Source organism: Janthinobacterium sp. SUN120, from assembly GCF_030397735.1.
Classification (GTDB): domain Bacteria; phylum Pseudomonadota; class Gammaproteobacteria; order Burkholderiales; family Burkholderiaceae_D; genus Janthinobacterium; species Janthinobacterium kumbetense.
The window spans coordinates 934,015-945,769 of the sequence record NZ_JAPUBW010000001.1 but is presented as its reverse complement, the minus strand read 5'-3'; the positions used below and the strand labels follow the sequence as shown (position 1 = coordinate 945,769).

General features: G+C 62.0%; 9 protein-coding genes. 7 read left to right on the top strand and 2 right to left on the bottom strand.

Annotated features, from left to right (window positions below; genetic code table 11):
* The first annotated feature begins 60 nt into the window (after positions 1–60).
* The 5 genes from O0879_RS04230 to O0879_RS04210 all read left to right on the top strand — a co-directional run bounded on the left by O0879_RS04230 (position 61) and on the right by O0879_RS04210 (position 6,490).
* Positions 61–1,290 carry an NADH:flavin oxidoreductase/NADH oxidase family protein gene (locus tag O0879_RS04230; protein WP_251348704.1) on the top strand — a complete coding sequence of 410 codons (1,230 nt, stop codon included), beginning with the start codon at positions 61–63 and terminating at the stop codon, positions 1,288–1,290.
* Between the two features lie 86 nt (positions 1,291–1,376).
* Positions 1,377–2,339 carry an acetoacetate decarboxylase (ADC) gene (locus O0879_RS04225; RefSeq protein ID WP_289914825.1) on the top strand — a complete coding sequence of 321 codons (963 nt, stop codon included), beginning with the start codon at positions 1,377–1,379 and terminating at the stop codon, positions 2,337–2,339.
* A gap of 196 nt (positions 2,340–2,535) precedes the next feature.
* On the top strand, positions 2,536–3,570 hold the full coding sequence (locus O0879_RS04220) for a zinc-dependent alcohol dehydrogenase (protein ID WP_251349216.1): 1,035 nt from the start codon (positions 2,536–2,538) through the stop codon (positions 3,568–3,570).
* A gap of 100 nt (positions 3,571–3,670) precedes the next feature.
* The gene (locus tag O0879_RS04215) at positions 3,671–4,384 is read left to right on the top strand and encodes a hypothetical protein (RefSeq protein WP_289914823.1); all 714 of its coding nucleotides are present in this window, start codon (positions 3,671–3,673) and stop codon (positions 4,382–4,384) included.
* A gap of 156 nt (positions 4,385–4,540) precedes the next feature.
* Positions 4,541–6,490: a cytochrome c/FTR1 family iron permease gene (locus O0879_RS04210; RefSeq protein ID WP_289914820.1), complete on the top strand. Its 1,950-nt coding sequence runs from the start codon at positions 4,541–4,543 to the stop codon at positions 6,488–6,490.
* A gap of 77 nt (positions 6,491–6,567) precedes the next feature.
* Here the strand turns inward: O0879_RS04210 and O0879_RS04205 are convergent, their stop codons facing one another.
* Positions 6,568–8,430, bottom strand: coding sequence for an amidohydrolase (locus O0879_RS04205; protein WP_289914818.1), 1,863 nt, complete (start codon positions 8,428–8,430; stop codon positions 6,568–6,570).
* A 416-nt stretch (positions 8,431–8,846) separates the two neighbouring features.
* Here O0879_RS04205 and O0879_RS04200 point away from each other — a divergent pair, with 416 nt between their 5' ends.
* On the top strand, positions 8,847–9,251 hold the full coding sequence (locus tag O0879_RS04200; RefSeq protein WP_099667959.1) for a ribonuclease domain-containing protein: 405 nt from the start codon (positions 8,847–8,849) through the stop codon (positions 9,249–9,251).
* Between the two features lie 243 nt (positions 9,252–9,494).
* Positions 9,495–10,142 carry a hypothetical protein gene (locus O0879_RS04195; RefSeq protein ID WP_289914816.1) on the top strand — a complete coding sequence of 216 codons (648 nt, stop codon included), beginning with the start codon at positions 9,495–9,497 and terminating at the stop codon, positions 10,140–10,142.
* An 18-nt stretch (positions 10,143–10,160) separates the two neighbouring features.
* Here the strand turns inward: O0879_RS04195 and O0879_RS04190 are convergent, their stop codons facing one another.
* Positions 10,161–11,666, bottom strand: a complete 1,506-nt coding sequence (locus tag O0879_RS04190) for an anion permease (RefSeq protein ID WP_289909979.1) — start codon at positions 11,664–11,666, stop codon at positions 10,161–10,163.
* Positions 11,667–11,755: the final 89 nt, after the last annotated feature.

The window sequence follows — 11,755 nt, the reverse complement described above, 5'->3', positions numbered from 1 at the left end:
GCTTGACCTTCAAGTTAGCTTAAAGCTTATCGTGAGGCTATCGCAACCTTGGAGATCAGCATGAAACCCTTTACCGCACTGACATTGCCCAATGGGACAGTCATTCCGAACCGCCTCGCCAAAGCCGCCATGGAAGAAAACATGGCCGACAAGGACCACGCGCCGTCAAAGGAGCTGATCCGCCTGTACCAGTCGTGGGCGGACGGCGGCGTTGGCCTGATGATCACCGGAAACGTGATGATCGACCGCCGCGCCATGACGGGCCCCGGAGGGGTGGTGCTTGAGTCCGAGCAATTTGGCGCCCGCTTCGAGCAGTGGTCCCGCACCGCACGGTCACGCGGGGCGCAGATCTGGATGCAGATCAACCATCCAGGCCGCCAGATGCCTGCCGCCCTGGGACAGGAAACCATCGCGCCGTCTCCTGTGCCCATGGATATGGGCAACTTTTCCAGGCAATTTTCGGCGCCACGCGAGATGACGGAGGCCGATATTGCCGACGTGAAGCAGCGCTTTGTCAACAGCGCCCGGTTGGCCGAGCGGTTTGGCTTTACGGGCGTGCAAATCCATGCGGCGCACGGTTACCTGATCAGCCAGTTCCTCTCCCCGTTGACCAATCAACGCACGGACCGCTGGGGCGGATCGCTGGAAAACCGGGCGCGCTTGCTGGTCGACGTCGTCAACGGGGTGCGGCAAGCCGTCGGCAAGGGCTTTGCCGTCGCGGTGAAGCTCAATTCGGCGGATTTCCAGAAAGGCGGCTTCAGTTCGGAAGATGCGAAGGAAGTCGTATCCATGCTCAACACCTTGGGCGTGGACTTGATTGAGTTGTCCGGCGGTAGTTATGAAGCGCCTGCCATGCATGGCCAGACCCGCGATGGCCGCACGCTGGCCCGCGAAGCCTATTTCCTGGAGTTCGCCAAGGAGATCGCCACGGTGGCCAGCATGCCCCTCATGGTGACGGGCGGCATACGCCGCTACCAGGTGGTGGAGCAAGTGCTCGACAGCGGCATCGCCATGGCCGGCATGGGAACGGCGCTGGCGATCGATCCGCAATTGCCCAAGGCATGGCGTGCCGACCCATCGGCGAGCCCCCTGCTCAGGGCCATCACCTGGAAAAACAAGGTGCTGTCGTCCATCGCCTACATGGCGATGGTCAAGTATCAGTTGCGGCGCCTGAGCCAGGGCAAGCATACCAGGCCCCAGGTGGCGCCCGCCCTGGCGCTGCTGATGCAGCAATGGGAAACCGCCATCAGGAACCGGCAGTATCGCCGCAGGATGAATAGCGGGATTTGAACTGAATTTTTCCACATCCAACATTGAAGGTGCAAGCCATGAACATGAAAATTGCCGCGGCAGCAGCCGCCTCAGTATCGACATTGATGCTGAGTCTAGCCGCAAACCCGGCGCGGGCCGAAACTCCTGCCGAAAACACGCCCGTCATCATCGATATCGCCGGCCATGCCGTCCCCGTGGCCGCTGGCGGCCTGTACGAGCGCTTCCGCTCGAATCCGCCCTTATCGGTCATTGCGTCGGAAGCGCCGGACCTTGATCTGAGCTGGTTCAAGGGCATGCAGAAAGAAAAGGTCGACATCGGCTTTGCCTCGTATTCGCCGAATTTCTATTACAAGAACCGCAAGATCACGGCGGTATTTACGGCCGACCTTGCCCGCTTGAAGGAATTGATGCCGGAAGACATATTGAAGGCAGTCCAGCCGCTGCAAGTGTGGCCAGGCCGGGGGGCCGTGGCGTTGACGGCCTACGCATACGAATACTGCGACAACGACAGCTACAATGAAATTTCATTGGCGATTGTGACCAACAAGCCCGGCTCCACCAGTTTTGGCCCCTTGACCTTGCTGGGCCAATCGCTGTCCCATGATTTCTGGGGCTATGTGCTCAAGCTTCCCGTCAACACGGAACTGGCCAGGGTGCGTGGCGTGGTTGGCTACAACCTGCCCAAGTGGCTGACCGGTATCGACATACAGGAAACTGAAGCAAGCGTTTCCTTTGCCGTCATGGACAGCGCGACGGGCAAGCTGGATTTTGTTTTCGAAGGCAAAAAGCTGGGCGACCTGTCGCACGAGGCCGAGGTGGTGAGCAACAGCTTCACCAACAAGGATGGTGCCGGCAAGCTGACGTATGGCTATGCCGTTTCACGTCTGCTGAGCCATGCATCAAGCACGCACGCGGAATCGGTCGACCTGAAACTGGGCGACGGCAGTTTTTCCACGTATATCAAATCATTGAAGCTGGGGAAGATGATGAGCTATGAATACGTGCCGGCCTTCCAGAATGCGCTGTATGCCCCGCAGCCGCTGGCGGCCCTCGGTGCCGGCAAGTGATTGGCTAAACAGCAAGCAGCGAAAAAGCACCGTTCCAGGTGCTTTTTTTATCGCCTTCCCTCCCGGTATATGTTGATGTAGATCAATCAATTTTCCTATTGTGTGCAGCAGAATATGATCATTCGCAAGCCTCTGTTGAACAGACCATGGCAGAGCGCCTGCGTCCTGCATTTGCCACTACATAAGGAATAACATGATCCCCACCACCATGAAAGCCGCCGTTGTCGAACAGCTGGGTCAACCGCTGGTGCTGCGCGACGTCGCCGTGCCGGTGCCCGGCCCCGGCCAGATCCTCGTCAAGACGGAAGCGTGCGGCGTGTGCCACACGGACTTGCATGCGGCGCGCGGCGACTGGCCCGTCAAGCCGACGCCGCCGTTCATTCCCGGCCACGAAGGCATCGGCCTGGTGGTGGCCGTGGGCACGGGCGTGACGGAAGTGCAGCTGGGCGACCGGGTCGGCGTGCCCTGGCTGTATTCGGCTTGCGGCCATTGCGAACATTGCCTGGCAGCCTGGGAAACCGTGTGCGCCGAGGCGCAGTTCGGCGGCTACACCAAGAATGGCGGCTTTGCCGAATACATCCTGGCCGACCCGCGCTACGTCGCGCACATTCCGGCCGGATTGTCCGCCGTGCAGGCGGCGCCCATCATCTGCGCCGGCGTGACCAGTTACAAGGGCATCAAGGAAACGGGCGCGCGGCCGGGCCAGTGGCTGGCCGTGTCCGGCATCGGCGGACTGGGCCACCTGGCCATCGAATATGCGGTGGCCATGGGCTTGCGCGTGGCGGCCGTCGACATCGATGAAGGCAAGCTGGAGCATGCGCGCGCCCTGGGCGCCGAAGTGACCATCAATGCGCGCCAGGGCGACCCCGTCGCGGCCTTGCGCGAAGCGACCGGGGGCGGCGCCCACGGCGTGCTGATCACGGCGCCGTCGATCGATGCCTTCCAGCAAGGCGTGGCGATGACGCGCAAGCGCGGCACCTGCGTATTGGTCGGCTTGCCGCCGGGCGACTTCCCGACGCCGCTGTTCGACGTGGTCGCCAATTGCGTGACGATACGCGGCTCTTTTGTGGGCACGCGCCAGGACATGGCCGAGGCGCTCGCCTTCGCCGCCACGGGCAAGGTCAAGGCCGGCGTGGAATTGCAGCCGCTGTCGGCCATCAACGAGATCTTCAGCCGGCTGGAACATGGCCAGGTTGCCTCGCGCGTGGTGCTCGATTTCAGCGGCAGCTGAGCGGCACGCCGCCAGCAGGCTGCTCGGTGTGTCGTGCGACGGCAATGCGATTGATGTTGCTATGATGGCATTTCCTAAAAGACACACCGAGGATACACCGATGAAGAAATCCCTCTCCGGCCTGCTGGCCTGCGCCGCCCTCGCCTGGTCGTTTTCGGCCAGCGCGGCCAGCACGGCAGACTCGGCCCCGGCTACGCTGCCCGGACACTATTACCTGCAAGGCGTCATGGAAACGGGTTCCGAACTGCTGCTGAAAAAGGACGGCACCTTCGAATGGATGCTCAGTTATGGCAATACCGACGAGCAAGCCAGCGGCGAGTGGCGCGTTGCCGGCGACCTGGTGACCCTGGTGGCGGGCAACGGCGGCAAGGAGCCGCAGTTTCGCGTGTTCGAGGAAGCGGAAATGCGCATCCAGAAACCCGCCGAAGCGGGCGTGTGGGTGGCCATCGTCGGCTTCCCCCGGCTGGGGCCGATGGCCGGCGTGGAAGTGAAGTTCGAAGCGCAAAGCGGCAAGACGGTCACGGCCGTCAGCGTGGCGAACGGCGACGCCATCGTCCGCATGCCGGCATCGGAACACTGGGTGCGCGCCGGATTGCGCCGCCAGGACTCGAAGGCCGACTATCAATGGCTGGCCGTGCCGGCCGAGCGCGCGCAGGAACGCATCGCCGCGTTCGCCGTCACCGATCCCCAGTGGTTGCGGGGCCAGGCGTTCCAGAAGCTGGCCTTGCGCGTCGTCAAGGGCGGCCTGAAGGTCGACGATGCGGACAACGGACTGGCCAGGGGCCTGTACGCGAAAGCGGCATCGAAGCAATAACCTTCCCCCCCTCGTTTCATTCTCCATGCACGCCGTCCTGGTCAAGCATATTGACCAGGATAGCGCTGTTTGCGCCCGCGCACGCCCGTGCGCCGTTGACACCCCGCACTGTCTGTCCTATAGTCGCCGGGTTAACGACAAATGAGAATGAGAATCATGTTCAGTTCTATCAAGAAATGGCTCGTGTGCTATCCGCTCGTGGCCGCCAGCCTCAGCCTCTTACTGGCAGGCGGCGCGCAAGCGCAAGTGGCCGACCAGGGCGGCGGCGCCAAACAGTTGTGGCAATTGATCGATTATGTTGCCGTCGATTACAGCGGCGCCGTCGAGCACGGCAAAGTGGTCAGCGAAGCGGAATACGCGGAAATGCTCGATTTCACGGACAACGCGACGACGCAGATCGCCGCCCTGCCCGCCCACGCTTCCAAGGCGGCCATTGCCGCCGCCATCGCCGACCTGCGCGCGGCCGTCGTCGCCAAGGCGGACGGCGTGGAAGTCAAGCGCCTGGCGCACCACGCGAACGGCTTGCTGATTGCCGCCTACCCGATTCCCGTGGCGCCGAAAGTGCTGCCCAACCTGGCGCGCGGCGCGGCCCTGTACGCGGCCCAGTGCGCGTCTTGCCACGGCGTGGCCGGCGGCGGCGACGGTCCGCTGGCGGCCAGCCTGGAACCGAAGCCGATCGCCTTCACGGATGGCGAACGGGCGCAGTCGCGCAGCCTGATGGCGCTGTACCAGGTCATTTCGCAAGGCGTGTCCGGCACCTCGATGGCCAGTTTCGGCCAGTTGTCCGACAACGAGCGCTGGGACCTGGCGTTCTATATCGGCGGCATGTCGCACGACGCGGCGGCAAGCGCGCGCGGCGAAAAGCTGTGGCAGGACGATCCGCGTAGCAAAAAACTGTACGCCGACCTGGCTGCCGTGACGACGCTGACGCAGGAAGCGGCCGCCGCCAAGCTGGGCGCGGACGAAGCCCAGGCGCTGACGGCCTACCTGCGCAGCCACCCGGACAAGGCCGAGGCGCACAAGCCGGCCGGCCTGGCCCTGTCGCGCTTGCGCCTGGCGGAAAGCCTGGCGGCCATGCACGCGGGCGACCGCGCGGGCGCCACGCGCCTGGGCCTGTCGGCCTACCTGGACGGCTTCGAACCGATCGAGCCGATGGTCGGCGCGCGCAACAAGTCCTTGCTGCTGGCCGTGGAAAACGCCATGCTGGCTTACCGTTCCGCCGTGGCCAAGGGCACGGTGGCCGAGGCCGAGGCGGCGGGAGAAAAGCTGCAGCAACTGTTTACCCACGTGGAAGCGGAGCTGGGCGACGCCAAGGCCGAGCCGATGACGACCTTTGTCGGCGCCCTGACGATCCTGCTGCGCGAAGGCGTGGAAGCGCTGCTGATCGTGATCGGCATCATCGCCTTCCTGCGCAAGGCCAAGCGCAACGATGTGCTGCCTTACGTGCATGCGGGCTGGGCCAGCGCACTGGTGGCAGGCGGCCTGACATGGGTGGCGGCAACGTATCTGGTGACCATCAGCGGCGCCAGCCGTGAAGTGAGCGAAGGACTCGGCTCCGTGTTTGCGGCCCTGGTCCTGCTCAGCGTGGGCTTGTGGATGCACCAGAAGAGCAGCGCCGGGCGCTGGCAGGAATACCTGCACGAAAAACTCACGGCGGCGATGTCGCGGCGCTCTGCCTGGGGCCTGTTCGCGCTGGCCTTCATCGCCGTCTACCGCGAAGTCTTTGAAACCGTGCTGTTCTATTCCGCCCTGGCGGCGGACGGCAATGGCGGCGCCTTGCTGGGCGGCTTCCTCGTGGCCATCGTGCTGCTGGTGGTGATCGCCTGGGCCTTGCTGCGCACGAGCGCCCGTATGCCGATCGGCAAATTCTTCTCGTGGACGTCCGCCTTCGTGGCCGTGCTGGCCGTGATTTTGATGGGCAAAGGCGTGGCCGCGCTGCAGGAAGCGGGCTGGGTCGGCGTCACCCCCGTCGATTTCATGCGTATCGACTTGCTGGGCATCCTGCCGACCCTGGAAACCTTGCTGGCGCAGGCCGCCATCCTGGCCATCATCGTCGCCGGCTATGGCTGGAACCGTTTCTCGGCAGGCAAGCACAAGCTGGCCTGACCCTGTAACGCCCCGCAGTAACTGAAAGCCCCCGGTAGCTGCCTGCAGCTATCGGGGGCTGTTACGTTTACAGCCGCCTAGCGCGTCACTGCCCCTGCGGATGTGGCAGCGCTGTGCACTTGCACCCCTGCCAGCCAGGTTTCTTCCACGACGATGTCGCGCAGCTTGCGCACGTTCTCGTCCAGCGGGTCTTGCGCCAGGATCACCAGGTCGGCCCGCTTGCCGGCTTCCAGCGAGCCCACCAGATGATCCATGTGGCAATGCCAGGCGGCATCGAGCGTGACGGCGCGCAATCCCGCCATGCGGCTGATGCGCTCATCCGGATTCAGCACCTCTTTCCCTGGCGCACCTTCCATGGTGCGGAACACGGCCTGCTCCATCATGCGCAAGGGGCCCAGCGGCGAGACGAAATGGTCCGAGTGCAAGCTGATGTGCATGCCCGCATTCAATGCCGAGTGGCAACGGTCCAGCAACTGGGCCCGCTCCTGGCCAAAGATGGTCTGCTGGAACGTGTGTCCCCAATAGCCGACGTGGCCGATGAGGAAGCTGGGGTTCAGCTGCAGTGTCGCCATTTTCGTGATGGCCTCGTCATTCAGCAGCGAGGCGTGCTCGACGCGCAGGCGCAGCTGGCGCCGCTTTTGCGCTTCCTCTTCGCTGATGCCGCCTGGCCGTGGCGTCAGTACCTTGTCGTAGCTGTGCAGCACATATTCCACCGCTTTGTCGCCGTTGGCGTGCACCAGCACGGGCCAGCCGCGCCCCACCGCCTTGTCCAGCATGCGGGAAAACACGGACGTGTCGGGGTAATTGCTCAAGCCGGTGGGCGGCACCTCAGGTATCGAATGGTCGTGCGAGCAGGCATAGGGCTGGCTCTGGTAACCGGTCAAGCCCTGGTTGGAGCCGTCCGCGATCAGCTTAATCGCCTTGATGCTGAAACGCTGGTCGCCGTGATTGTCCAGGTCCGGCTTGTAATGATCGAGCCAATTGTCCAGTGCTTTTTCGTCGGGTTTGGTGAACAGCGCGGCGCCGATGCGCACGGGACCGAGATGGGCCGCCAGCTTGAGCAAGCCGATTTCCACCAGCGGTGCATCGGTGGCGCCCAGGCCCGCGTCGAAGACGCTGGTAAAGCCCATGGCCGAGGCGTTGTCCAGCACTTGCTTCAGGCAAGCGATAAATTCCGGCAGCTTGGGCAGCGGCGCAACCAGCAGCGCCTTGGCGATCCTGATTTCGGTCAGCACGCCGGAAGGACTGTCCTCGATGTTCGCCGCCTTCAGTGCCGCGGTATTGAGATAGGCCAGGTGGCCGGACGAGTTCATCAGCAGGATGGGCACCGTGCTGCTCAGCTTATCGAGCTCGCTGGCGGTGATGTCTTCCCACGACTGCATCAGCGAGGGATCGACGCCGAAGCCCAGCACCCAAGGGTTGCCTTTCTTGTCTTTCGGCAGCTGATCCGGCTGCCCCAGCGCCGCGCCGATTCGCCAACTGATGCTCTTGAAACTGTATTCCGGATCCAGTTCCTGCTGCCGGGGTGCGCTCAGGAACGGCGTGAGCGACAGCCAGCTCTTGTACAGCGCGCTGGGCAGGATGTGCATATGGGGTTCGACGAAGCCCGGCAGCAAGGTGCGGCCGTCCAGGTCCACCTCGCTTGCCTGATGCGGCTGCATGGCCTGGCGCACCTCGTGCAGCGTGCCGGTGGCAATGATGGTGCCGCCGGCGATACCCAGCGCCGCCACCTGGTCGCTGCCATCCGCGGCCATGGTATGAATGTTACCGTTATGGAAAATCGTCGCTTGCGGCGTCAGTTTCTGGGCGTGCTGGGGATATGCCTGCTGGAACGCCGCGTCCAGTTCGCCGCTGAGTGCGGTTCCCGTCAACAGGCCGCTTGTCAGCGTAGGCAGGTGAGGCAGGTTGCAGCAGGCGCAACCGAGGTGGTCATGGCTCATGCAGATTCCTATCAGAGGTTAATGATTTAAATCAATGAAGTCATCCTTTATTCCGGCTCGAATATGCCCAACAACAGAATATCGGGAAAACGCGACGCCTGGACTGGCTTGCTTTTTGCCAGTAACTTCTTCGAAGCATAACGAATTGCCGATCAAAAAAACTCAAACATTGTCACGTCAATGTAAATGGCGGAGCGGCTGCTTTCCATTCCTTGCCTTGGATTTATTTTCCGCAATGCCCCATATAGTTTCCTTGAGGTAAATATATGGAAATTTATCAACGCGTGACAATTGAATAGTAATTTTTTTAAAAATCCAACTATATTCAGCATTGCAGTGATGACACCGGCCGCCCGGATTCCGGCCGCATCCGCAATAGCCCATCCATTGAACGCAGCACCAACGAAAGCTTACCGATGAAAATTCAACGCGCAACAACCTGGTCGCTTGGTCTTATCGTGGCAGGCGCCCTGTTCTCTTCCCAAGCCTATGCGGCAAAAATCCCCGATTGCGGCAAAAGGGAACCGAGCAAAACCCTGCCCACCCCGCAAAATAGCGAATACGATGCATACCGCAACGCGAAAACGAGCGCGGTGGCGGGCGGTCCGGGCAATACCGTCTTCAATAATAATGAAAAGCGTCTCCCTGCCGCCGGCAAGGACGAGATTTATTATGAATATTATCTGGGTATCGGCGGCGATGGCGGAGCAGGTTCGCATCGCGCGGTATTGCTCGTACAGACTCCGGCGGGCAAACGCAAACTGGTGGAACGCTATTACACGCAAGACCACTATGCTTCCTTTTGCAGCCTGAAGAACTAATCGTTCTTTATTAATTTCCAGCATTATTCAAGCGGCTCAGGTAAATACCTGGTGCCGCTTGAAATACCCGCATATCAGGCTCGATATTCAACTGTGCTGACTGCGCCCATTTAATGGATATTAACGTAGGTCCGCAAAACAGGCTTTGATCTACAACAACTCATCAAGCGTGCATGCGGGAACCGCCCACTTGCGTATATGATGCCGCCTGGACAAGATGAAATGGAAAGGCTGGCGGCGGGAATGACAACGATCACCGGGCGATTGCAGGAATGCGGCATCGATGCGGCGCAGGCAGACGCCCTCGCGCAAGATATTCAACACAAGAAATATGGTCCCTTGCTGCAGCAGTTGCTGCTGCGCGGCCTGTGGTCCAACGTCGTCGACGAGTCCATGCCGCAGCCGCTGTGGCTGGAACGCTGGCGCGAACTGGGAGAATCAGGCTTTCCCTTCATCAACTCCCCTGCCCTGCAGCGCCTGCTGGACGCGGGCGTCGACGTGCACGACCTGACGGACGTCGTGCGTTCCGCGCAGGTATTGACGATCTATAACATCGCCCAGTTGGTCGACGAGCCTTGCGGCGACCTCGGTTACGAAGTCGCCGATGCCCCCGACGTGCAACTGGCGTATGTGGATGAGGCCGGCACGCCGCACCAGCCCGGCAGCCTGCATGATGCGCTGGAAGAAAACGACCCGGCGGGCCGCCACGGCCAGCCCCGTACACTGGAACTGCGCCAGTTCGGCGGCTTGCCGGGCGAATTGCAGAGAGAAATCAAGGACTTGCTTGCGCAAAAAGCGTGGTCGCAGGCGGCCGCCCTGTGGAAGCGCGCCGCGGGCGGCGAGCTCAAGCACTGCCTGGCGACGGTGCAGAGTCTGGCGCGCCAGCTGTAGCGGCGGTGACAGCCTGCGTTACCAGTAGCCGAGCACTTTCCACCAGGTGGTGCCCACGACGGCAAAGATCAGCAGTTCCACCACGCACATGATGAAACCGACGCGCCACCAGTTGCCCATGGTCACGAAGCCGCTGCCGAAGATGATGGGCGACGTGCCCGTCGCATAGTGGGTCAGTGTCATCATGATGGCCGAGCCGGCCGTCATCATCAGCATGAACGGCACGTGGTATTCGGCCGGGATCAGGTGCAGACCCACCGTCAGGAAGGCCAGCAGCATGGCGCTGATGTGGGCCGTCGTGCTGGCAAAGAAGTAATGCGAGAAGACAAAGACCAGCACGAGGACGCCGGCGATCGGCAGCCAGTCCATGCCGCTGGCGATAATCGCCGCCTTCATGCCGGCCGAGAACCAGGCGATCACGCCCGTCTTGTTCAATTGCTCGGCCATCATGACGAGCGCGCCGAACCACACGAGGGTATCCCAGGCGCTCTTTTCCGACAGCACGTCATCCCAGTCGATGGTGCCGGTAATGATCAGCACGAACAAGCCGACAAAGGCGACGACCGTGGCATCGAGCGAAAACGCGGGACCGAACAGCATGGCTGGGACGTTGGCCCACAGCAAGAGCAGCAAGGCGAAGGTGCCCAGCATGACTTTTTCCGACGGTGACAGCGGGCCCATGCTTTTCAGTTCCGCCTTGGCATAGGTGACGGCGTCGGGCGTGGCTTTCAGTTCCGGCGGCGACAGCCAGTAGATGATCAACGGCATCGCCAGCAGGCAGACCAGGCCCGGCAGCAGCATGCACAGGGCCCAGGTCGTCCATGTCAGGTGGAAAGCCTGGCCGCTGGCCTTGGCCACGAAGTCGACCACCAGCGGGTTCGGCGCCGTGGCCGTCAGGAACATGGCCGACGTGATCGGGTTGGCGTGATAGTTGACGAGAGCCAGATAGGTGCCCACCTTCTTTTCCGTGCCCTTGGCCGGGTCCGAATCGAAGGCGTTGGCGATCGATTTCATGACGGGGTGGACGATGCCGCCGCCGCGCGCCGTGTTACTTGGCGTAAACGGTGCCAGCACCAGTTCGCAAATCGCCAGGCCATAGCCGATGCCCATGGTGCGCTTGCCCAGCAGCGAGATGAACAGCAAGCCGATGCGGCTGCCCAATCCCGTCTTTTTCAAGCCGCGCGAAATCAGGATCGCCACGACGATCAGCCAGATCAGGGGATTCGAAAAACTGCTGAGCGCATCCGTGATGGCGCCCTTGGACGAGGTCGACGTCACTTGCGACAAGGACACGATGACGATGGCCATCATCGCCATCACGCCGATCGGCATGACTTTCAGGATGATCGCCAAAATCGTGGTGAGGAAGATCGCCACCAGGCCCCAGGCCTTGGGCGTCAAGCCATCCGGCGCCGGCAGCAATAGCATGCTCACCAGCAAGGCCGTGCAAATCAGGGCGGGGACGAGGCGGAATGGGACGGCTTCCTTGAAATGCAGGAACATGTCGCGCACTGTTTTATACATCTTTATTACCTTTCGCTGTGGGTCAGGCATCCTCGCGGTCGGAATCGTGCACGCAGATTCATGGGCTGGAAGGCGCACAAACCACGCGC

Bases quoted from the DNA above. Each gene is read 5' to 3' on its own strand.
- O0879_RS04210 (WP_289914820.1), top strand. From the start codon at position 4,541: ATGTTCAGTTCTATCAAGAAATGGCTCGTGTGCTATCCGCTCGTGGCC.
- O0879_RS04200 (WP_099667959.1), top strand. From the start codon at position 8,847: ATGAAAATTCAACGCGCAACAACCTGGTCGCTTGGTCTTATCGTGGCA.
- O0879_RS04195 (WP_289914816.1), top strand. From the start codon at position 9,495: ATGACAACGATCACCGGGCGATTGCAGGAATGCGGCATCGATGCGGCG.
- O0879_RS04230 (WP_251348704.1), top strand. From the start codon at position 61: ATGAAACCCTTTACCGCACTGACATTGCCCAATGGGACAGTCATTCCG.
- O0879_RS04225 (WP_289914825.1), top strand. From the start codon at position 1,377: ATGCTGAGTCTAGCCGCAAACCCGGCGCGGGCCGAAACTCCTGCCGAA.
- O0879_RS04215 (WP_289914823.1), top strand. From the start codon at position 3,671: ATGAAGAAATCCCTCTCCGGCCTGCTGGCCTGCGCCGCCCTCGCCTGG.
- O0879_RS04205 (WP_289914818.1), bottom strand. From the start codon at position 8,430: ATGAGCCATGACCACCTCGGTTGCGCCTGCTGCAACCTGCCTCACCTG.
- O0879_RS04190 (WP_289909979.1), bottom strand. From the start codon at position 11,666: ATGTATAAAACAGTGCGCGACATGTTCCTGCATTTCAAGGAAGCCGTC.